Origin of the sequence: Klebsiella sp. HMSC09D12 (assembly GCF_001808475.1) — a bacterium.
GTDB classification, from domain to species: Bacteria; Pseudomonadota; Gammaproteobacteria; order Enterobacterales; family Enterobacteriaceae; genus Klebsiella; species Klebsiella oxytoca.
This window is the reverse complement of the sequence record NZ_KV793469.1, coordinates 1-21,886: the sequence shown is the minus strand read 5'-3', so window position 1 is coordinate 21,886 and position 21,886 is coordinate 1. Positions and strand designations below refer to the sequence as shown.

The window sequence follows — 21,886 nt, the reverse complement described above, 5'->3', positions numbered from 1 at the left end:
CAGCCGCTTTTTGTCAGCTGTATTGCGCTTCGCCAAACAGGCCACTCAGAAAACGCTCAAGCGCCATGCGCGAACTGAACCCGTGTGGAATACCATAATGCTGCTGAGCGTCTCCCGCTAAATACAGCGGAAACTGCTCGTAATGATCGCAGGTTTTGATATCCGACGCGGGCTCCGCAAGCGTAGTGCTGCGTTCTTTTAAAGCCGGATGAATAATTAACGCGGTACGCCCCATACGAGCTTCACGGTTCACGTAAACATAATTATCGCCACGGCGATAGCCATAGGCTTTTTGCGTCACTACATCCATGGTGAAGCCGGCTTTTTCAAGAACTCGCGCCACCTCATCGGGTCTTAAATACATACTAATTCCTCATTATCTTTTACCGCACGTTAACCTTACCTTATTCATTAAAGCCAACGCTTTCGGAATATTCCATAAAGGGCGATTTACAGCATAAAGCAAAATCTTGTCCTACACTTATAGACTCAATGGAATAAAGGGAGAAACCAATGGCCAACCGAGCAAACCGCAACAACGTAGAAGAGAGCGCTGAAGATATCCATAACGATGTCAGCCAATTAGCGGATACGCTGGAAGAGGTGCTGAAATCATGGGGCAGCGACGCCAAAGACGAAGCGGATGCCGCGCGTAAAAAAGCGCAGGCGCTGCTAAAAGAGACCCGCGCGCGCCTTAACGGCAACAACCGCGTTCAGCAGGCGGCATGCGACGCCATGGGCTGCGCTGACAGCTACGTGCGCGACAAACCGTGGCAAAGCGTTGGCGCTGCAGCAGCCGTTGGGGTATTTATTGGCGTATTGTTGAATTTACGTCGATAATAAAACTGTCAGACCAATGAAGATAACAAATACGCGTCCACCCCTGCCTACTCCGGTATGCAGGGGTTTTTATTTGTCCTGAGAAGCGAGAGCCCGAGTCAGCTTTCGTACCACCTCGCCCGCCATCTCCGCTGAGGTTAAATTGGTGAAGCTCATCAGCAGCGCCCCTTCTCCCCGGCTATCCATTCGCCAGTCGCTTAACGCCTGGATGGCCAGACCGGCCTGTCTGCCGCGCAGGGCCAGTTGACGATCGTCGCCGCTTACCCTGACGACCATCTGAATGCCGCCCGCTTGCGGAACCACCGCGATACCGTGCTCCCGCAGCGCCGATTCAAGCCACTGACGACGCTGAGCATAGCTGGCGCGCATTTTCTTCAGATGGCGCCAGAAATGGCCTTCGCGGATAAAATCAGCCAGCGTCTGCTGCCACAACGTCGGCACGCTACAGCTCATCAGCGCCGCCTGTTGGCGAAACTGCGCCACCAGCGGTTCCGGCACCACCAGCCACGCTGCGCGTAATGCCGGGAAAAACGTTTTACTGAACGCACCGGCGTAGATGACGCGCTGCGGGGCGTCGAGGCTTTTTAGCGGCGGCAGCGGCTTGCCGCGATAGCGGAATTCGCTATCGTAATCATCTTCGATAATCCACGCGTTATTCTGCGCCGCCCATAGCAGGAGCTGTCTGCGCCGGGTCAATGAGAGCGCAACGCCGAGCGGGCTTTGATGAGCCGGCGTCAGCAGCGCAAAATTCGCGTTTGGGTAATGCCGCTGCGCCCAGCCAATATCCATTCCGTCTTCGTCAACCGGAACCGGGCAGATCGCCACCCCTTCGCCGCTCACGATCGGCCGGATAAGCGGAAATCCCGGATCCTCCATCCACATTTGCTGGCCCGGCCGGGACAGGGTTCGCAGAATGAGGCTCATCGACGCCGCGTAGCTACCCGTCACCAGCACCTGCTCAGGACGACACTCTATACTGCGCGACAGGCGCAAATAATCGACGATCGCCTGCCGAAGCGTCGGGTCCCCGCAGGGATCGCCGGGCGCGAGATCGAAACGCGTTTGCGTACGCAGCCGGCGCCCCATGATCCGCGTCCACAGACCGCGTGGAAACAGATCCAGCGCGGGCAGCCCAAGCTGAAGCGGCAGCGGCGCCGTCGGTTCATCGCCGGTAACAGAGCGTTCAGGCACGCTTTGCTGTGGGCTGAGGCGATCGCTGACAAAGGTTCCCGCCTGCCCGCGCCGCTCCAGCCAGCCCTGCGCTACCAGCTCTCCCCAGGCGTTTTCAATCGTTGCTCGCGATACGCCAAGCTCCTGAGCATAGACCCGACTCGCCGGCAGCCTGCTGCCCGGCGCCAGCTCGCCGCGCTCAATTGCCTGCTTGAGCTGTCGGGCGATACGCTGGTAATGCGGGATTTTTTTGGCATCCATCATGGTCTGCTTTTTTCATCACAATATGGCTATCTTATGCAGTCCATTATAGTGCTATTTTCCTCGCGTCTTAATGAGGAGAGTAAAATGAACACACTACGTCAGCCGTACAATGAACTGAGCCCGGAAGTCTATAACGCTCTGGTTAAGGCCAAGATTACGCTGGAAAAAAGCGAGCTGGACGGCGCGCTGATAGAACTGGTGTATTTGCGGGTATCGCAAATCAACGGCTGCGCCTTCTGCCTGGAGATGCACAGCAAAGCCCTGCGTCAATCCGGCGTGGCGCAAAACAAACTGGACGCCCTGGCAGGCTGGCGGGTGAGCGCCCATTTCAGCGATGCGGAACGCGCGGCGCTGGCGTGGGCTGAATCGGTCACCCATATCGCCGAAAGCCATGCGGAAGACGCTGTTTATCTGCCGCTCCTCGATCATTTTAACGCCCGGCAGATTAGCGATCTGACTTTCGCCATCAGCCTGATGAACGCCTTTAACCGCCTGGCGGTAAGCATGCGTCTGTAATTTTTCGGTAAGAAATCCCGTCCCCCGGCGGATCTTTCCTCGGGGGCCAGTCTTTACAAAAACCATATATATTGAGTTGTTGAACTTTTAAATAACTACATCTAGTATTTCCTTCAACGATAACCCATAGCACGCGGCGCCAGTTTTTGCGTCGTGCTGTTATCTTAAATGGAAATACGAATCATGCGCATTACTATTTACACTAAAAATGACTGCGTGCAATGCCATGCCACGAAACGGGCCATGGAAACCCGCGGGTTTGAGTTCGACATGGTCAATATTGACCATCATCCTGAAGCCGTCGATATGCTGCGCGAGCAAGGCTTCCGCCAGCTACCGGTGGTGATTGCCGGGGAGACCCGCTGGTCCGGCTTCCGTCCCGATATGATTAACCGCCTGCGTCCAACAGCCTCAGCGGCCAGCCTATGAGCCTGATCGTCTACTTCTCCAGCAGTTCCGAAAACACGCATCGGTTCGTCCAGCGTCTGGGGCTGCCCGCCGTGCGTATACCGCTTAACGAACGCGAGCGCATTCAGGTAGACGAACCCTACATTCTTATCGTCCCCAGCTATGGCGGCGGCGGCACGGCGGGCGCAGTACCCCGCCAGGCGATCCGTTTTCTCAACGATCCGCATAACCGCCAGCTCATTCGCGGCGTCATCGCTGCGGGTAACCGCAATTTCGGCGAGGCCTACGGTCGGGCGGGTGACGTCATCAAGCAGAAATGCGGCGTACCGTACCTCTATCGCTTTGAGCTGATGGGCACCCCGCAAGATGTCGACAACGTGCGTAAAGGAGTAAGCGAATTTTGGCAACGACAACCGCAGAACGTATAACCACCGAGGCGCCGGATTTCCATGCCCTCAACGCGATGCTGAATCTCTACGACAGCAATGGTCGCATCCCGTTTGACAAAGATCGCCAGGCAGTGGCGGCGTTTATGGCCAACCACGTTGAGCCGAATACCGTGCCCTTCGCCAGCCAGGACGACAAGCTGACGTGGCTGGTCGCCGAAGGCTATTACGATGCCAGGGTCCTGGCGCGCTACGATCGCCAGTTTATTCTTGAGCTGTTTACCTATGCGCAAAACGGCGGTTTTTGCTTCCAGACCTTTCTCGGCGCATGGAAGTTTTATACCAGCTACGCGCTGAAAACCTTTGATGGTAAGCGCTACCTTGAAGGCTTTGCCGACCGCACCTGTATGGTGGCCCTGAGCCTGGCGCAGGGTAACGAGGCGCTGGCCCACCAGCTAACCGATGAGATCCTCTCCGGGCGTTTCCAGCCCGCTACGCCGACGTTCCTCAACGCTGGTAAACAGCAGCGCGGCGAATTGGTCTCCTGTTTCCTGCTGCGTATCGAAGATAATATGGAATCGATTGGCCGGGCGGTGAATTCGGCGCTACAGCTATCGAAACGCGGCGGCGGCGTGGCGTTTCTGCTCTCTAATCTTCGCGAAGCCGGGGCGCCGATCAAGCGTATCGAAAATCAGTCCTCCGGCGTCGTACCGGTGATGAAAATGCTCGAAGATGCCTTCTCCTATGCCAACCAGCTCGGCGCGCGTCAGGGGGCCGGCGCGGTCTATCTGCATGCCCATCATCCCGATATCCTGCGTTTCCTCGATACCAAACGCGAGAATGCCGATGAAAAAATCCGCATAAAAACGCTCTCGCTCGGGGTCGTCATTCCGGATATTACCTTTCAGCTAGCGAAGGAAGACGCGCAGATGGCGCTGTTCTCGCCCTACGACGTCGAACGTCTGTACGGTAAACCGTTCGGCGATATCGCGGTAAGCGAAATGTATGCGCAACTGGTGGCCGACGAGCGGGTATGCAAGCGCTGGATCCGCGCCCGCGATCTGTTCCAGCGGCTGGCGGAAATTCAATTTGAATCCGGCTACCCGTACATCATGTTTGAAGACACGGTTAACCGCGCGAACCCAATTGCCGGGCGCATCAATATGAGCAACCTGTGTTCGGAGATCCTGCAGGTCAACGCGCCTTCCACCTTTGATGAAAACCTGGATTACGCCAGCATCGGCCAGGATATCTCCTGCAACCTCGGCTCGCTGAATATCGCCCACACCATGGACTCTCCCGACTTTGCCCGCACGGTCGAAGTTGCCGTGCGCGGTCTGACGGCGGTGTCCGATATGAGCGATATCCGTTCGGTGCCGTCGGTCGCGGCGGGTAATGCCGCTTCACACGCCATCGGCCTCGGACAGATGAATCTGCACGGCTATCTGGCGCGCGAGGGCATCGCCTACGGTAGCGAGGAAGGGCTGGATTTCACCAATTTCTATTTCTATACCATTACCTGGCACGCGCTGCGCACTTCAATGCTGATAGCACGTGAAAGAGGGACCCGTTTTGCCGGATTCGAGCAGTCGCGGTACGCCAGCGGCGACTATTTCCGGCCCTACCTGGAAGGCGACTGGCAGCCGAAAACGGCAAAAGTCCGCGCGCTGTTTGCCCGCTCCGCGATTACCCTGCCCGACCGCGATATGTGGCGGCAGCTGCGCGATGACGTGATGCGCTACGGCATCTATAACCGCAACCTACAGGCGGTGCCGCCCACCGGATCTATTTCGTACATCAACCACGCGACCTCCAGCATCCATCCGATCGTGTCGAAGATAGAGATCCGCAAGGAGGGGAAAACCGGACGCGTCTATTATCCGGCGCCGTTTATGACCAACGACAACTTGGCGCTGTATCAGGATGCTTACGAAATCGGCCCGCAGAAGATCATCGACACCTACGCCGAGGCGACGCGTCATGTCGATCAGGGGCTGTCGCTGACTCTGTTCTTCCCCGATACCGCGACCACGCGCGATATCAATAAAGCGCAAATTTACGCGTGGAAGAAAGGCATCAAAACGCTCTATTACATCCGTCTGCGCCAGCTGGCGCTGGAAGGTACCGAAATCGAAGGCTGCGTGTCCTGCGCGCTGTAAGGAGAACAGGATGACCCATTTATCGCGCGTCAGCGCCATCAACTGGAACAAAATTGAAGACGATAAGGATCTGGAGGTCTGGAATCGGCTGACCAGCAACTTCTGGCTACCGGAGAAGGTGCCGCTGTCTAACGATATCCCCGCCTGGCAAACGCTTTCCCCGGCGGAGCAGCAGCTGACAATCCGCGTCTTCACCGGCCTGACGCTGCTTGATACCATCCAGAATACCGTTGGCGCCCCGGCGCTGATGGCCGACGCTCTCACCCCGCACGAGGAGGCGGTACTGTCGAACGTCAGCTTTATGGAGGCGGTACACGCTCGCTCCTACAGCTCCATTTTCTCTACTCTCTGCCAGACTAAAGACGTCGATGCCGCTTACGCCTGGAGCGAACAAAACGCGCCGCTGCAGCGTAAAGCGCAGCTGATGCTGGAGTACTACCAGGCTGATGAACCGCTGAAGAAAAAAATCGCCAGCGTTTTTCTCGAATCATTCCTTTTCTATTCCGGCTTCTGGCTGCCGATGTACTTCTCCAGCCGGGGGAAGATGACCAACACCGCCGATCTGATTCGCCTGATCATCCGCGATGAAGCGGTACACGGTTATTACATTGGCTACAAATTCCAGAAAGGGCTGGAAATAGTCAGCGCCGAGAAGCGTGAAGAGATGAAAAACTTCGCCCTCGATCTGCTGATGGATCTGTATGACAACGAGCTGGCCTATACCCGCGAGCTGTATGGCGATAGCGGCTGGGTTGAAGAGGTTAACGCCTTCCTGTGCTATAACGCCAACAAGGCGCTGATGAATCTCGGCTACGAGGCGCTGTTCCCGGCGGAAATGGCTGCCGTCAACCCGGCGATCCTCGCTGCGCTTTCGCCGAATGCCGACGAAAACCACGACTTCTTCTCCGGCTCGGGTTCGTCGTATGTCATGGGAAAAGCGGAAGAAACCGTCGATAGCGATTGGGACTTTTAGCCTTACTTTCACCAGGAATATATCTGCATATTTCCTGGTGATTTATTTCACATTATTCATTTTCATCCCACTCAATATCTTTCGGTCATCACTGCGTCATATTCAACAGAATGCCATCGATTTCCGCCCGAATTAAGCTAACATAACTAAAAAATATCAACCATGAGCAATTCCCGCTCAGCCCTTATATCACGGGGGATGTACCGGAATTGTCCCTTGTGCATTCCCGCAGTAATTCGCCATAAAGGGTTGTCACAGATTCTCAGTATGTTAGGGTGTAAAAAAGCAATTATCACCACCGGGTACCATATCGATATTAATAAATAACAGGAAACGCTCTATTGCATGGCAATTAAATTAGAAATCAAGAATCTCTATAAGATATTTGGCGAGCACCCGCAGCGGGCTTTCAAATATATCGAAAAAGGACTATCGAAAGAACAAATACTGGAAAAGACGGGGTTGTCGCTTGGCGTAAAGAACGCCAGTCTGACCATTGAAGAAGGCGAGATATTCGTCATCATGGGGCTCTCCGGATCGGGGAAATCGACCATGGTTCGCCTTCTCAATCGCCTGATTGAACCCACCCGCGGCCAGGTTCTGATCGACGGTGTCGATATCGCTAAAATCTCTGAGGCCGAGCTTCGCGAAGTGCGCAGGAAAAAGATTGCAATGGTTTTTCAATCATTTGCCCTTATGCCGCACATGACCGTACTGGATAATGCCGCTTTCGGCATGGAGCTGGCCGGCGTGCCGACTCAGGAACGCCAGGAGAAAGCGCTGGAGGCGCTGCGTCAGGTAGGTCTGGAAAACTACGCTCACGCCTGGCCGGACGAGCTCTCCGGCGGCATGCGTCAGCGCGTTGGTCTCGCCCGCGCGCTGGCGATCAACCCCGATATTCTGTTAATGGATGAAGCCTTCTCGGCGCTCGATCCCTTAATTCGTACGGAAATGCAGGATGAGCTAACTAAATTACAGGCCAGACATCAGCGCACCGTGGTATTTATTTCCCACGACCTTGATGAAGCCATGCGAATTGGCGATCGCATTGCCATTATGCAAAATGGTGAAGTGGTTCAGGTCGGTACGCCGGATGAAATACTCAATAATCCTGCCAATGATTATGTTCGAACCTTCTTCCGCGGCGTCGATATTAGCCAGGTATTCAGTGCCAAAGATATTGCCCGCCGTAGTCCGGTTGGCCTGATTCGTAAAACGCCAGGTTTCGGCCCGCGTTCCGCGCTGAAATTACTTCAGGATGAAGACCGCGAATATGGCTACGTCATTGAACGCGGGAATAAGTTTGTTGGCATTGTTTCCATCGATTCCCTGAAAGCCGCGCTGAGCGAGGGTCAGGGAATTGATGCGGCGTTAATCGACTCCCCACAGGCGGTGGATGCGCAAACGCCGCTCAGCGAGCTGCTCTCTCACGTCGGCCATGCACCGTGCGCGGTGCCGGTTGTCGATGAAGGGCACCAGTACATCGGCATCATTTCAAAACGCATGCTGCTGCAGGCTTTAGATCGCGAGGGGGCAAACAATGGCTGATCAATCTAACCCGTGGGACACCGCACCGGCGGCGGATAGCGCCGCGCAATCCGCCGATGCGTGGGGCACTTCTACGCCAGCACCGACCGATGGCGGCGGTGCCGACTGGCTAAGCAGCGCGCCTGCGCCGCAGCCGGAACACTTCAATATAATGGATCCGTTCCATAAAACGCTGATTCCGCTCGATAGCTGGGTCACGCACGGCATCGACTGGGTAGTGATGCATTTCCGTCCGATTTTCCAGGGGATCCGCGTACCGGTGGATTACATCCTGAGCGCCTTCCAGCAACTGCTGCTGGGCATGCCGGCGCCGGTGGCGATTATTATTTTCTCGCTGATTGCCTGGCAGATTTCCAGCATCGGCATGGGCGCGGCGACGCTGATTTCGCTGATCGCCATCGGCGCTATCGGCGCCTGGTCGCAGGCGATGGTAACCCTGGCGCTGGTGCTGACCGCGCTGCTGTTTTGTATGCTGATCGGCCTGCCGCTTGGGATATGGCTGGCGCGGAGCCCGCGGGCGGCGAAGATTATCCGTCCGCTGTTGGATGCGATGCAAACCACCCCGGCGTTCGTTTATCTCGTGCCCATCGTCATGCTGTTCGGTATCGGTAACGTTCCGGGCGTGGTAGTGACCATTATCTTCGCCCTACCGCCGATTGTTCGTCTGACTATTCTGGGGATTAACCAGGTGCCGGCGGATCTGATTGAAGCTTCGCGCTCCTTCGGCGCCAGCCCGCGTCAGATGCTGTTTAAGGTTCAGCTGCCTCTGGCCATGCCGACCATTATGGCCGGGGTTAACCAGACGCTAATGCTGGCCCTGTCGATGGTGGTGATTGCCTCAATGATTGCCGTTGGCGGTCTTGGCCAGATGGTACTACGCGGCATCGGTCGCCTTGATATGGGTCTGGCCACCGTTGGCGGCGTCGGGATTGTTATCCTCGCCATTATTCTTGACCGTCTGACTCAGGCCGTAGGACGGGACTCGCGCAGCCGCGGCAACCGCCGCTGGTACGCAACCGGCCCTCTGGGGCTGATTACTCGCCCTTTCTGTAAATAAGAGCACATCCCCCCCTGCCGGGGGGATGGACTTCCCTTCTGACAAATAAAGGAACAACGATGCGACATACAGCGATCCTTGCCACAGCGTTTACCGCCCTCATTTCGACCACCGCCTTCGCGGCGGATCTGCCTGGTAAAGGCATTACCGTAAAACCAGCACAGAGCACAATTTCGGAAGAGACCTTCCAGACCCTGCTGGTCAGCCGCGCGCTGGAAAAGCTCGGCTATACCGTCGATAAGCCGAGCGAAGTTGACTATAACGTCGCCTACACCTCGATCGCCGCAGGTGATACCACCTACATCGCCACCAACTGGCAGCCGCTGCATGACGATATGTACGCAGCCGCCGGCGGTGATAAAAAATTCTACCGCGAAGGCGTGTTTGTGAATGGGGCGGCGCAGGGCTACCTGATTGATAAGAAAACGGCCGAGCAGTACCACATCAAATCTATCGACCAGCTAAAAGATCCGAAAATCGCCAAACTTTTTGACACCAACGGCGACGGCAAAGCCGATCTGACCGGCTGTACGCCAGGCTGGGGCTGTGAAGCGGTCATCAACCATCAGCTTGATGCCTACGGCCTGAGCAATACGGTAGTGCATAATCAGGGCAACTATGCGGCGATGATGGCCGATACCATCGCCCGCTATAAGGAGGGCAAACCGGTGATCTACTACACCTGGACGCCTTACTGGGTCAGCGACGTGCTGAAGCCGGGTAAAGATGTCGTCTGGCTGCAGGTGCCGTTCTCTTCCCTGCCGGGCGAACAGAAAGATATTGATACCAAGCTGCCAAACGGCATGAACTATGGCTTCCCGGTGAACACAATGCATATTGTCGCCAACAAATCCTGGGCCGAGAAAAACCCGGCGGCGGCGAAACTGTTCAGCATCATGAAGCTGCCGATTGCCGATATCAACGCCGAAAATGCCATGATGCACGCGGGACATGGTTCTGAGGCAGATATCCAGGGCCACGTCGATGGCTGGATCAAAGCCCACCAGCAGCAGTTTGACGGCTGGGTGGAAGAAGCGCTGGCCGCGCAGAAATAGTCTCCCAATTTATAGCCAATTCCCGGAGGCGATACTACACATCTGTCCGGGCTACAAAACCCGTAGCCCGGGCAAGGCGCTTTGCGTCGCCCCCGGGGAAGACGGCCTCCTGCACAACACGACATCTCCTGTTCTAAATGATGGATTGATATGCAAATAAACTGCATAACTTTAGCCATCAACGTTTTCGTTACTGTTAAGCCGCGCCGCTCTCTGCTAAGGTAAATCCACCTGATTAATCATGTGATTTTCACGTGAGTTATTAATAAGCAACTCCTATGGAAAACCCTGACGCATTGATGCACACTCCCCCCGCTGACGAGGCGACGCTGGCTGAAGGCATTAAGGACAGCCTGCCGATCGTCATCAGCTATATTCCCGTCGCCTTCGCCTTCGGTCTCAACGCCACTAAGCTTGGCTTTACTCCGCTGGAAAGCCTGTTCTTCTCCTGCATTATTTACGCCGGCGCCAGCCAGTTCGTGATCACCGCCATGCTGGCCGCAGGAAGCTCGCTATGGGTCGCCGCGCTCACCGTCATGGCGATGGACGTTCGCCATGTGCTGTACGGCCCGTCCCTGCGCAGCCGCATTCAGCGCGCGATGAGCAAGAAAAAAACCGCACTCTGGGCATTCGGCCTGACCGATGAAGTTTTTGCCGCTGCCACCGCTAAGCTGGTCCGCGACAATCGACGCTGGAGCGATAACTGGATGATCGGCATCGCTTTTATGTCCTGGGCTTCATGGGTCTTCGGCACGCTGATCGGCGCTTATTCGGGCAGCGGCCTGCTGACTAACTTTCCGGCAGTGGAAGCGGCGCTGGGCTTTATGCTGCCGGCGCTGTTTATGAGCTTTTTACTCGCCTCATTCCAGCGCAAGCAGTCGCTGAGCGTTACCGCCGCGCTGGCAGGCGCGCTGGCTGGCATGATTCTGTTTTCCATACCCGCGGCGATCCTTGCCGGGATTGTCTGCGGCTGCCTGACTGCTCTGGTGCAGGCCAGCATTCAGGGGATGCCCGATGAACAGTGATGTCTTCATTCTCGGCGTCGTGGTCGGCTGCGTGAACTATCTCTTTCGCTATCTGCCGCTGCGCCTGCGCGCCGGAAACGTGCGTCCGACTCGCCGCGGCCCGGTCAGCGTCCTGCTCGATACCATCGGCATCGCCTCCATTTGCGCGCTGCTGGTTGTCTCCAGCGTGCCGGAAATCCTCCATGACGCCCGCCGCCTGCTGCCCACATTAGCAGGCTTCGCCGCGTTGGGCCTGGCGTTTTGGAAAACACGCAGCATAATTACGCCTACGCTTTTGAGCGCGCTAACCTACGGTGTTGTCTGGAAAATCAGCGTATGGCTATAAGCTTAAAGTATAAGTTTTTGTCAATAATTGATTTGATTTATTTGTCACAATAGTTATTATATCGGCTGTAATTAATGAGGTCATAACCAAAATGGATAGTTCGTTTACTCCCATTGAGCAAATGCTCAAGTTCCGCGCCAGCCGTCACGAAGACTTCCCTTTTCAGGAAATTCTGCTTACTCGTCTTTGCATGCATATGCAGGGAAAACTGCTGGAAAACCGTAACAAGATGCTGAAAGCGCAAGGGATTAACGAGACATTGTTTATGGCGCTGATCACGCTTGAGTCTCAGGAAAACCACAGCATTCAGCCTTCCGAGCTGAGCTGCGCGCTGGGCTCTTCGCGAACCAACGCCACGCGCATTGCCGACGAGCTGGAAAAACGCGGCTGGATCGAGCGCCGCGAAAGCGATAACGATCGTCGCTGCCTGCATCTACAGCTTACCGAAAAAGGGCATCAGTTCCTGCGCGAAGTCTTACCGCCGCAGCACAACTGCCTGCATCAGCTCTGGTCCTCTTTAAGCACCAGCGAAAAGGATCAGCTTGAGCACATCACCCGTAAGCTGCTTGGTCGCCTTGACCAAATGGAAGAGGATGGCGTGCTTGCGGAGTCTCTGCGCTAAGCGCGGAACCAACCGCTCACCAATTTTTCTGGATTGACAAGGAAAACGGACAGGCCAGCAGATCTTTCTGCTGGCCTTTCTGATAAACAGGTCGGCTCAGCCGATGTGAAATAATAAGATCGTGGAGAATAACATGAGCGCAAATGCGGAGAGCCAAACCCCGCAGCAACCGGGCAGCAAAAAAGGGAAGCGTAAAGGCGCCCTCCTGCTGCTGACCTTGCTCTTTATTATTGTTGCCGTGGCATACGGGATTTATTGGTTTTTGGTACTGCGTCACTACGAAGAGACCGACGACGCGTACGTGGCAGGGAATCAGGTACAGATTATGGCCCAGGTGTCCGGCAGCGTGACGAAAGTCTGGGCCGACAACACCGACTACGTGCAAAAAGGCGATCCGCTGGTCACCCTCGACCAGACCGACGCCCAGCAGGCATTTGAAAAAGCGCAAACCCAGCTGGCCGCCAGCGTACGTCAAACGCGCCAGCAGATGATCAACAGCAAGCAGCTGCAGGCCAGCATCGAAGTGAAAAAAACCGCGCTTTCCCAGGCGCAAACCGACCTTAACCGTCGTATTCCGCTGGGCGCGGCCAACCTGATTGGCCGCGAAGAGCTGCAGCATGCGCGCGACACGGTTGCCAGCGCGCAGGCCGAACTGGACGTGGCGATTCAGCAATACAACGCCAACCAGGCGATCGTTCTGGGCACGAAGCTGGAACAACAGCCTGCGGTCCTGCAAGCGGCCACCGAAGTGCGTAACGCCTGGCTGGCCCTGCAGCGGACGAAGATCGTCAGCCCAATTAGCGGCTACGTTTCTCGCCGTTCCGTTCAGCCCGGCGCGCAAATCACCACCACTACCCCGCTGATGGCCGTCGTTCCGGCGACCAACCTGTGGATTGACGCCAACTTCAAAGAAACGCAGCTGGCGCACATGCGTATTGGTCAGCCTGCCACCGTGATCAGCGACATTTATGGTGATGATGTGAAATACACCGGTAAAGTCGTCGGTCTCGATATGGGGACCGGGAGCGCCTTCTCGCTGCTGCCTGCGCAGAACGCTACCGGCAACTGGATCAAAGTGGTTCAGCGCCTGCCGGTACGTATCGAGCTGGATGAAAAACAGCTGGCAGAGCACCCGCTGCGCATCGGCCTTTCGACGCTGGTTGAAGTGAACACCACCGACCGCGGCGGCGAGATGCTGGCAAGCCAGGTACGTAGCGCTCCGGTTTACGAAAGCAATGCCCGTGAAATCGGCCTTGAGCCGGTCAATAAGCTGATAAACGACATCATCCAGGCCAACGCCGGATAATTCGGGGTGAGCGTAATGCAACAGCAAAAACCGCTGGAAGGCGCGCAGCTGGTCATTATGACCATTGCGCTGTCGCTCGCGACCTTTATGCAGGTGCTGGATTCCACCATCGCCAACGTGGCCATCCCCACCATCGCCGGTAACCTTGGCTCATCGTTGAGCCAGGGGACTTGGGTTATCACCTCGTTTGGGGTGGCGAACGCTATCTCCATTCCGATTACCGGCTGGCTGGCAAAGCGCGTTGGCGAAGTGAAGCTATTCCTCTGGTCGACGGTGGCGTTCGCTATCGCCTCCTGGGCCTGCGGCGTCTCCAACAGCCTGACGATGCTGATTTTCTTCCGCGTGATACAGGGGATCGTCGCCGGTCCGCTGATCCCGCTGTCGCAAAGTCTGCTGCTCAGCAACTACCCGCCCGCCAAGCGGTCAATCGCGCTGGCGCTGTGGTCAATGACGGTGATCGTCGCGCCGATTTGCGGCCCGATTTTCGGCGGCTATATCAGCGACAACTACCACTGGGGCTGGATCTTCTTCATCAACGTGCCGATTGGCATCGCCGTGGTGGTGATGACGCTGCAAACGCTGCGCAACCGGGAAACCCGCACCGAACAGCGGCGGATTGACGGCGTGGGCCTGGCGCTGCTGATTATCGGTATCGGTAGCCTGCAGGTAATGCTCGACCGGGGTAAAGAGCTGGACTGGTTCGCCTCCAACGAGATCATCATCCTGACGATTGTCGCGGTGGTGGCGATAAGTTTCCTGATCGTCTGGGAGCTAACCGACGACAACCCCATCGTCGATCTGTCGCTCTTCAAGTCGCGAAACTTTACCATCGGCTGCCTGTGCATCAGCCTCGCCTATATGCTCTACTTCGGCGCTATCGTGCTGTTGCCGCAGCTATTGCAGGAGGTATACGGCTATACCGCTACCTGGGCCGGTCTGGCTTCGGCGCCGGTCGGGGTGATCCCGGTTATCCTGTCGCCGATTATCGGCCGCTTTGCGCATAAGCTGGATATGCGTCGGCTGGTCACATTTAGCTTTATCATGTACGCGGTCTGTTTCTACTGGCGCGCATGGACCTTCGAACCGGGAATGGACTTTGGCGCCTCGGCGTGGCCGCAGTTTATCCAGGGCTTCGCGGTGGCCTGCTTCTTTATGCCGTTGACCACCATCACCCTGTCCGGCCTGCCGCCGGAAAGGCTGGCGGCGGCGTCGAGCCTGTCGAACTTCACGCGTACGCTGGCGGGGTCTATCGGCACCTCGATTACCACCACCATGTGGACGAACCGCGAGGCGCTGCACCATGCGCAGCTTACCGAGTCGGTGACGCCATACAATCCCAACGCCCAGCAGATGTACGACCAGCTGCAGGGATTAGGAATGACGCAACAGCAGGCATCCGGCTGGATAGCGCAGCAGATTACCAACCAGGGGCTGATTATCTCCGCCAACGAAATTTTCTGGTTCTCGGCGGCGGTGTTTATCCTTCTGCTCGGGCTGGTATGGTTTGCCAGACCGCCGTTTAGCGCCGGGGGCGGCGGCGGCGGCGCGCATTAAGATTTACCCTGAAGGGATCTGCGGATCCCTTTTTTATTGCCCAAAACGCAGATTGTCCAGTTTGCGCTAGTCGATGTCCGGTTTGCTGGAGATCGCTTTTGCCCACCTCATGCACGATGAAGATCCGCTAAGAAGGAGAAAATCATGCTGACTCAACCCGGTGAAAAATACCGCCCCTATCCGCCGATCGCCCTGCCTGACCGCCGCTGGCCAGAGCAGCAAATAACCCGCGCCCCTCGCTGGCTCTCTACCGATCTGCGCGACGGCAACCAGGCGCTGGCCGAGCCGATGGATAGCGCGCGCAAGCTGCAGTTCTGGGATTTACTGCTGGAGTGTGGTTTTAAAGAGATTGAGGTCGCCTTTCCCTCCGCCTCACAAACCGACTTCAACTTTGTACGTCAACTGATTGAAGAGCAGCGCATTCCGCAGGATGTGACGATTCAGGTACTGACCCAGGCGCGGGAGGATTTGATCCTGCGTACGTTTGCCGCTCTGCGCGATGCCCACCGCGCTACCGTACACCTCTATAACGCCACCGCGCCGCTGTTTCGCGAGCTGGTTTTTGGAATGGACAAAGCGCAGGTGATCGACCTGGCGACCCGCGCGACCCGGCTTATCCGTCAGCAGTGCGAGCAGCAGCCGCTGACCCGCTGGCAATACGAGTACTCTCCGGAAACCTTTTGCTTCACCGAGCCGGAATTCGCGCTGGAGATTTGCGAGGCGGTGGCGGAAATATGGCAGCCCTGCGCCGAACGGCCGATGATTATCAATCTGCCCGCGACGGTAGAGGTGAGCACGCCCAACGTATATGCCGATCAAATTGAGCATTTTTGCCGTCACTTTTCGCGCCGCGCCGATGTATGCATCAGCGTCCATCCGCATAACGATCGGGGTACCGGCGTTGCCAGCGCGGAGCTGGCGGTGATGGCAGGCGCCGACCGCGTCGAAGGCTGCCTGTTCGGCAACGGCGAGCGCACCGGTAACGTCTGCCTGGTGACGCTGGCGATGAATCTCTACAGCCAGGGCGTCAATCCCCGGCTCAAATTCTCCGGGATGAAGCGGGTGGTCGAAATCGTCGAAAGCTGCAATCAGATCCCGGTTCATCCGCGCCATCCCTGGGCGGGCAGTCTGGCCTACACCGCCTTTTCCGGCTCGCATCAGGATGCCATTAAAAAGGGATTCGATGCCCGCCGGCCCGGCGAACGCTGGGAAATGCCCTATCTGCCTATCGATCCGCAGGATATCGGCTGCAGCTACGAGGCGGTGATCCGCGTTAACAGCCAGTCCGGCAAAAGCGGGAGCGCATGGCTGATTGAACAGAATCATGGCCTCAAGCTTCCGCGTGCGCTGCAGCAGGATTTTAGCCTGCACGTCCAGCACGAAACCGACGCTCACGGGAAAGAGATGACCCAGAATGCGCTATGGCAGCTGTTTCGCGCGCGCTACGGACTGCTCCCCCAGCCGCCGCTTGCGCTGCTGGATTACCAAAGCGATAGCCAGCAGGACGGCCAGCTTTCTCTGCAGGCTACCCTGCGCATCGCCGGTGAAACGCGACGACTGCAGAGCCGCGGCAACGGCCTGCTGTCCGCCGCCGCCGCCGGGCTGAGCGTCCTGTTAAGGCAAAACTCCGTGATTAAAGATTATCATGAGCACACCCTGGGTGAACGCAGCGACAGCCGTTCAGTGGCCTATATTCGCTGCGTCTTCCCGAATGGCGAGAGCCGTTGGGGGGTCGGAATTGATAACGACGTGGCGCGCGCCTCGCTGCAGGCGCTGTGCAACGCGATGAGCGAAAACCATCACTCCGGCGAGCGGAAGTAATCGCTGGGGGTCACGCCTAACACCCGGCGAAACATGGCGCTAAAAGCGCTGTGGCTGCCGTAGCCGAGATCCAGCGCCACCCGCAGTACCGAATGCCCCTGCGCCAGGCGAACCAGCGCTTCCATCAGCTTCGCCCGGCGCACCCACTCGCTCCAGGTGAGCGTGGTCTGCTGCTGAAAATGGCGATTCAGCGTGCGCTCGCTCATGCTGCTCTCTTTCGCCGCCGCGGCGCTGCCCCACGGCTCTCCTGGCGCTTCTCGTACCTTCTGGCATAAACGGCGCAGCGCTTCGCTTTGCGGCTCCGGCAGGCCAAACGGCAGCACCGCCATACCGCGAATCTCATCGAGGATCAGTTCGTAGATTCGTTCATCGCGGCTGCCCGGCGCGTAAGATTCCGCCAGCGTCAGCGACGCGACAATCAGTTCACGCAGCAGCGGAGTGATCTGTACTATCTGGCAGGTTGAAGGGAGATCGGCGCGGGCAAGGGGATCGATAAACAGGGTTCGCGCAGCCGCCGCGCCGGTAATCCGTAGCGTATGCGGCGTACCGGCGGGAAGCCAGACGCCTCGCCCCGGCGGCACAACCCAATAACCCTGCGCGGTTTCCACCCGTACTACGCCGCTGAGGATATGTAACAGCTGAGCGCAATCGTGCTGATGCCAGGGTTCGCTATCGCCATGGGCATAATCATGGGCAAAGGGCACCAGTGAACGATGCTGGAAGTTGAGGGTTAAAGTTGTCGACATTGCGGCGTTGATGAATTGCGGCCCGGCAGCGTTCGCCGGGCCGTAGCGATAGCACTAGATGTGCAGCTCTTGCAGTTTTTCTTTCGGCAGCGCCAGCTCGTCGTTGCTGTTGACGCGGACATCACGCTCAATGATATGGCGAGCGATTTCCTGGGCTTCTTCCAGCGAGTGCATGGTGTAGGTTCCGCACTGGTAAACGTTCAGCTCCGGGATCTGGTTCTGATCTTTCACCTTCAGCACGTCGGCCATCGCCGCTTTCCAGGCATCCGCGACGCGCTGCTCGTCCGGCGTACCGATCAGGCTCATATAGAACCCGGTACGGCAGCCCATCGGAGAGATGTCGATAATTTCCACACCATTGCCGTTCAGGTGATCGCGCATAAAGCCGGCAAACAGGTGCTCAAGGGTGTGAATACCTCTTTCCGGCATCACTTCCTGGTTTGGTACGCAGAATCGCAGATCGAAAACGGTGATTTCATCGCCGTGAGGCGTGTTCATTTTCTTCGCCACGCGCACCGCAGGCGCTTCCATTCGGGTATGGTCGACTGTGAAACTATCTAACAACGGCATTCTTCACCTCCGATAGTGATTTTTTTAAAAATAAAATGAACTCTTTTTGAGGCAGCGAGTCTGAGTATATGAAAGACGCGCATTTATTATCATCATCATCCCTGAATCAGAGATGAAAGTTTGGCCACAGTGATGTGGCCGTTTTCTTTTTTACGGCTCGTAAAACTACGCATGCCTCGCCAGTAGCGCTTCAAACGACTCGCTGTCCGCCGCTTCCACCTTCTTCTGACGCTGTACCGACGCTTCGCGTTCGGCAGCAAAATCCGCTTCGCTTAAAATTTCCAGCGGCTCTTCGCGCAGCATCGTCCGATACCGATCGGCCAGCTCTCTGCCGGTACCGCCAATCCCCTCTTCAAGCATAGAACGCAGAACGCGCGCCGAGAAGGTTAATTCCGGGTTGTCAAAGCAGGCGACCAGCTCATCGCAGGCCTGCTGATAAGCCTGGCATCCGTGGATGCTATCCAGCGTTTGCGCCACGCGGCGTAAATCGCGGAACAGATCTTTGCCGACCTGAGCCAGCGGGTACTGGGCGGTTTCGCAGCCAATACCCAACGTCAGGCCCGGCTTGCGGCCTTCCAGAATCACCCGATTCCAGTTAGTGCGCGTGCACAGCAGCTCGTCGCTGCTCATTTCCGGCGCATCGGCCAGCACGCACCAGACCATAAACAGATCGAGGAAACGTACCTGCTGTTCGTCAACGCCAATCGGTGAGAACGGGTTGATATCCAGGGAGCGGACTTCGATATATTCAATGCCGCCGCGCAGCAGCGCGTCGGAAGGCGTTTCACCGCTGCGGGTCACGCGTTTCGGCCGAATCGGCGCGTACAGCTCGTTTTCGATCTGCAGCACGTTGCTGTTAATTTGCAGACGCTTGCCGTCTTTCTCCAGCCCGATATTCTCATACTCTTCGGATGGCGTTTTAATCGCCCGCTTCAATCCTGCCACATACTCATGCAGATCGTTAAACGTAATTCCGAGATTGCTTTGCGACTTATTGGTATAGCCGAGATCGCTCAGGCGCAATGAGGTCGCATAAGGCAGGTAGTACATGCCGTTGCTGGCTTTCTCAAACGGCAGCGTGGTCGGCTTCCCTTGCAGGAACGACGAACAAATAGCCGGGGAAGCGCCGAACAGGTACGGGATGACCCACCCAAAACGATAGTAGTTGCGAATAGATCGGAAATAGCCGGCAGAAATGGCCTCTTTCCCGCTTTCAGCATCCTCGACGCCGCACCTGGCCTGCCAGAAAGCCATCGGCAGAGAGAAGTTATAGTGCACGCCGGAGATCGTTTGCATAAGCGCGCCGTAGCGATTCTTCAATCCTTCGCGATACAGCGTTTTCAGACGGCCGATATTTGAGCTGCCGTACTGCGCCAGCTCAATATCCTGGCCGGGCGCGATATAGCACGGCATGCTCAGCGGCCACATCCGCTCGTCGCCAATATGGCGCGCGGTATAGCGATGAACATCGCGCATGAAGGTGAGCATATGCTGAATATCGCCATCAACCGGCGTAATAAACTCCAGCAAAGCTTCGGCAAAATCGGTGGTAATCCATTTATGAGTCAGCGCTGAACCCAGTGCTTCCGGATGGCCGGTAGTGGCCAGCGTGCCATCAGCGTTGACGCGCAGCGTTTCGCGCTCTAGACCGCGTTGAATACCCTGCAGCGCCTGCGGATTTTTTTCCAGCCAGGCCAGCGCCTGTGATACGTCCGGGATCAATTTGACCTCCCGCCTGTCGAAATCGTTTGAATTAGCATAATTGTAATGGTTGAACAATCAGTCCAATTAGTGCCACCACGTCATGCCCTGAAGCGTTATCGCCGCAACGACGATATAGCGTAATGCTTTGCCAAGGCATAAAAAAAAGAGCACTGGCCCCCAGGAAATGCGCATCCATCCCGCCAGTAAACACAGCAAATCGCCTATAACAGGCGCCCAGCTTAATAATAGCGTGACCGCGCCGTAGCGCCTCAGCCAGCCGGTCGCCTTCTCCTGCCAGCGCGATGTCTTGCGCAGCGGAAACAGGCGCCCCAGAATAACGTTAGTTACCCCTCCAAGGCTATTACCGATTATTGCTATTAAAACCAGTAACCACGGCTGGCTAACCCCCGCCAGCAGCATGGCGATCAACACCACTTCCGAGTTGCCGGGAAGCAGCGTTGCGCTTAGAAAGCTACTGGCAAACAGCGATATCAGCGACAGCGAGTCGCTCACAGCAATCGCACGTCCACGGCATCCATTCCGGCGCGCTTCGCCGCCTGCAGCCCGAAGTCCGCATCTTCAAAGACCACGCACTTCTCCGCCGCAACGCCCATGCGCTCTGCGCAAAGTAAGAAAGTATCAGGTGCGGGTTTATGGTTGGCGACATGATCCGCGGCAACCACCGCCGAGAAGTAGTGACGCAGACCCAGATGAGCCAGCAGCGCTTCAGCAACGGCGCTCTCGCTGCCGGTACCGACTGACATCGGACGACGACCGTGCCACTCTTTGACCACCTCAATAAGCGGTAAAGGACGGACGCTATCAAGCAGCATCGCTTTCACAGCGGCAGTTTTTTCCTGCGCCAGAAGATGAGGATCTAAATCAGCCTGATTTAATTCAATAATGGCCTGAGCAATCCGCCAGGTTGGAGATCCGTTAAGCGCGACCATGGCCTGCATATCGAAACGCATGCCGTAACGTCCCAGAACCTCGTCCCATGCCTTACGATGCGTCGGCTCGGTATCGAGGATCGTGCCATCCATATCAAAAATCAGTCCTGCATAACGTTCGTACATCGTCTTCTCATCAACCGGTTAAGGAGGTGTTACTGTAACGCAAAAGGTCAGGTTTGTCGCTGCCAGCGGTAGATGCAACAAGGGCGCTCTGTGGCGCCCTTGCTAATAACAGTGCAGTCTGCTGCGATTATTTGATTCTTAAATCGTTCTCAACCACGCGAACGCCCTGCACTTTTCTCGTGACTTCGACCGCACGTTTAGCGCTGTCTGCGGATGAGACAAAGCCGCTGAGCTGTACGCGACCTTTAAAGGTCTGGACGCTAATTTCTGAAGACTTTATCTCTTTGTCATTGAAGAGCGCGGTTTTTACTTTAGTCGTAATGACGGTATCGTCAATGTAACCACCGGTACTCTCCTTTGTGGACGAACCGGCACAGCCCGCCAGCGATACGGCCACCAGCAGCGTCGCGCAAAACGCAGTTATTGCTTTGAACCATTTCATGGATTTCTCTCCTTGCACTTATCTCACCCAAAATCAGATCGATATACAGGAATAAATTATAGTGGAAAGAGGGAGTTGCCAATGAAAAAAATGCTGAAGAATAAGGTGAATTATTGCGCTTAACATGCTTGAGATAAGGAGGAGGAACTGAAGAATATTTATTATGAAGAGAATAGGTGCATCCGGGAGCATGACTCACTCGGTTCGCCCTGCGGGCCGTTGCTAAAGCAACGTTATCCTCCCTGGTGCTGGCGATCATCTCGCAGACCATGAAACAACCGCGTGGCTGTTATCTCGGAGAATATGGTGCATCCGGGAG

The 21,886-nt window shown here is 56.4% G+C and carries 23 protein-coding genes; 15 read left to right on the top strand and 8 right to left on the bottom strand.

All coding sequences use genetic code 11. From position 1 onward, the window contains the following. Positions 1 to 13 precede the first annotated feature (13 nt). Positions 14 to 364, bottom strand: coding sequence for a DUF2002 family protein (locus HMPREF3178_RS11060; RefSeq protein ID WP_004104757.1), 351 nt, complete (start codon positions 362 to 364; stop codon positions 14 to 16). Between the two features lie 149 nt (positions 365 to 513). On the opposite strand from HMPREF3178_RS11060, the gene HMPREF3178_RS11055 reads away from it, so the two are divergent. Beyond that, positions 514 to 840: a DUF883 family protein gene (locus tag HMPREF3178_RS11055; RefSeq protein WP_004104759.1), complete on the top strand. Its 327-nt coding sequence runs from the start codon at positions 514 to 516 to the stop codon at positions 838 to 840. A 69-nt stretch (positions 841 to 909) separates the two neighbouring features. Here HMPREF3178_RS11055 and HMPREF3178_RS11050 read toward each other — a convergent pair whose 3' ends face one another. Next, positions 910 to 2,271 carry a MocR-like pyridoxine biosynthesis transcription factor PdxR gene (locus tag HMPREF3178_RS11050; protein WP_004104761.1) on the bottom strand — a complete coding sequence of 454 codons (1,362 nt, stop codon included), beginning with the start codon at positions 2,269 to 2,271 and terminating at the stop codon, positions 910 to 912. Positions 2,272 to 2,358: 87 nt separating this feature from the next. Between HMPREF3178_RS11050 and HMPREF3178_RS11045 the strand changes: the two genes are divergently transcribed. The 14 genes from HMPREF3178_RS11045 (at position 2,359) to leuA (ending at position 17,029) form a co-directional block, all read left to right on the top strand. Then, positions 2,359 to 2,790 carry a carboxymuconolactone decarboxylase family protein gene (locus HMPREF3178_RS11045; protein ID WP_004104764.1) on the top strand — a complete coding sequence of 144 codons (432 nt, stop codon included), beginning with the start codon at positions 2,359 to 2,361 and terminating at the stop codon, positions 2,788 to 2,790. A 183-nt stretch (positions 2,791 to 2,973) separates the two neighbouring features. Then, entirely contained in the window at positions 2,974 to 3,219 is a 246-nt protein-coding gene (gene nrdH / locus HMPREF3178_RS11040; protein WP_004104766.1) for a glutaredoxin-like protein NrdH, read from the top strand. Continuing rightward, positions 3,216 to 3,626: a class Ib ribonucleoside-diphosphate reductase assembly flavoprotein NrdI gene (gene nrdI, locus HMPREF3178_RS11035; protein ID WP_004104769.1), complete on the top strand. Its 411-nt coding sequence runs from the start codon at positions 3,216 to 3,218 to the stop codon at positions 3,624 to 3,626. The genes nrdH and nrdI overlap by 4 nt, the downstream gene beginning before the upstream one ends. Beyond that, positions 3,599 to 5,743, top strand: coding sequence for a class 1b ribonucleoside-diphosphate reductase subunit alpha (gene nrdE / locus HMPREF3178_RS11030; RefSeq protein WP_004104771.1), 2,145 nt, complete (start codon positions 3,599 to 3,601; stop codon positions 5,741 to 5,743). The genes nrdI and nrdE overlap by 28 nt, the downstream gene beginning before the upstream one ends. A gap of 10 nt (positions 5,744 to 5,753) precedes the next feature. Further along, entirely contained in the window at positions 5,754 to 6,716 is a 963-nt protein-coding gene (nrdF, locus tag HMPREF3178_RS11025) for a class 1b ribonucleoside-diphosphate reductase subunit beta (RefSeq protein WP_004104773.1), read from the top strand. Between the two features lie 345 nt (positions 6,717 to 7,061). Further along, complete coding sequence (gene proV / locus HMPREF3178_RS11020; protein ID WP_004104775.1) at positions 7,062 to 8,264, top strand: glycine betaine/L-proline ABC transporter ATP-binding protein ProV; 1,203 nt, start codon at positions 7,062 to 7,064, stop codon at positions 8,262 to 8,264. Next, entirely contained in the window at positions 8,257 to 9,321 is a 1,065-nt protein-coding gene (proW, locus tag HMPREF3178_RS11015; RefSeq protein ID WP_004104777.1) for a glycine betaine/L-proline ABC transporter permease ProW, read from the top strand. The genes proV and proW overlap by 8 nt, the downstream gene beginning before the upstream one ends. Before the next feature lie 59 nt (positions 9,322 to 9,380). Then, positions 9,381 to 10,376, top strand: coding sequence for a glycine betaine/L-proline ABC transporter substrate-binding protein ProX (gene proX, locus HMPREF3178_RS11010; RefSeq protein WP_004104779.1), 996 nt, complete (start codon positions 9,381 to 9,383; stop codon positions 10,374 to 10,376). A gap of 278 nt (positions 10,377 to 10,654) precedes the next feature. Next, positions 10,655 to 11,401 (top strand): AzlC family ABC transporter permease, encoded by a 747-nt coding sequence (locus tag HMPREF3178_RS11005; RefSeq protein ID WP_004104780.1) that lies wholly within the window; start codon positions 10,655 to 10,657, stop codon positions 11,399 to 11,401. Then, positions 11,391 to 11,726 (top strand): L-valine transporter subunit YgaH, encoded by a 336-nt coding sequence (gene ygaH / locus HMPREF3178_RS11000; RefSeq protein ID WP_004104783.1) that lies wholly within the window; start codon positions 11,391 to 11,393, stop codon positions 11,724 to 11,726. Before HMPREF3178_RS11005 ends, ygaH begins: the two co-directional genes overlap by 11 nt. Before the next feature lie 91 nt (positions 11,727 to 11,817). Then, positions 11,818 to 12,348, top strand: a complete 531-nt coding sequence (gene mprA / locus HMPREF3178_RS10995) for a transcriptional repressor MprA (protein WP_004104785.1) — start codon at positions 11,818 to 11,820, stop codon at positions 12,346 to 12,348. A gap of 133 nt (positions 12,349 to 12,481) precedes the next feature. After that, positions 12,482 to 13,654: a multidrug efflux MFS transporter periplasmic adaptor subunit EmrA gene (emrA, locus tag HMPREF3178_RS10990; protein ID WP_004104787.1), complete on the top strand. Its 1,173-nt coding sequence runs from the start codon at positions 12,482 to 12,484 to the stop codon at positions 13,652 to 13,654. Positions 13,655 to 13,669: 15 nt separating this feature from the next. Continuing rightward, complete coding sequence (gene emrB, locus HMPREF3178_RS10985) at positions 13,670 to 15,208, top strand: multidrug efflux MFS transporter permease subunit EmrB (protein ID WP_017145513.1); 1,539 nt, start codon at positions 13,670 to 13,672, stop codon at positions 15,206 to 15,208. Between the two features lie 144 nt (positions 15,209 to 15,352). After that, positions 15,353 to 17,029, top strand: coding sequence for a 2-isopropylmalate synthase (gene leuA / locus HMPREF3178_RS10980; RefSeq protein WP_017145512.1), 1,677 nt, complete (start codon positions 15,353 to 15,355; stop codon positions 17,027 to 17,029). Here leuA and HMPREF3178_RS10975 read toward each other — a convergent pair. From HMPREF3178_RS10975 to HMPREF3178_RS10950, 6 genes are all read right to left on the bottom strand, one after another. Further along, positions 17,008 to 17,775, bottom strand: coding sequence for an AraC family transcriptional regulator (locus HMPREF3178_RS10975; RefSeq protein WP_004104793.1), 768 nt, complete (start codon positions 17,773 to 17,775; stop codon positions 17,008 to 17,010). The genes leuA and HMPREF3178_RS10975 overlap by 22 nt on opposite strands. 54 nt (positions 17,776 to 17,829) lie before the next feature. Beyond that, the gene (gene luxS / locus HMPREF3178_RS10970) at positions 17,830 to 18,345 is read right to left on the bottom strand and encodes an S-ribosylhomocysteine lyase (RefSeq protein ID WP_004104795.1); all 516 of its coding nucleotides are present in this window, start codon (positions 18,343 to 18,345) and stop codon (positions 17,830 to 17,832) included. A gap of 165 nt (positions 18,346 to 18,510) precedes the next feature. After that, on the bottom strand, positions 18,511 to 20,067 hold the full coding sequence (gshA, locus tag HMPREF3178_RS10965) for a glutamate--cysteine ligase (RefSeq protein ID WP_017145511.1): 1,557 nt from the start codon (positions 20,065 to 20,067) through the stop codon (positions 18,511 to 18,513). Positions 20,068 to 20,133: 66 nt separating this feature from the next. Next, positions 20,134 to 20,562 (bottom strand): YqaA family protein, encoded by a 429-nt coding sequence (locus HMPREF3178_RS10960; RefSeq protein ID WP_004104799.1) that lies wholly within the window; start codon positions 20,560 to 20,562, stop codon positions 20,134 to 20,136. Continuing rightward, entirely contained in the window at positions 20,559 to 21,125 is a 567-nt protein-coding gene (yqaB, locus tag HMPREF3178_RS10955) for a fructose-1-phosphate/6-phosphogluconate phosphatase (protein WP_004104801.1), read from the bottom strand. Before yqaB ends, HMPREF3178_RS10960 begins: the two co-directional genes overlap by 4 nt. A gap of 127 nt (positions 21,126 to 21,252) precedes the next feature. Then, entirely contained in the window at positions 21,253 to 21,567 is a 315-nt protein-coding gene (locus HMPREF3178_RS10950; protein ID WP_004104803.1) for a BON domain-containing protein, read from the bottom strand. Between the last annotated feature and the right edge of the window lie 319 nt (positions 21,568 to 21,886).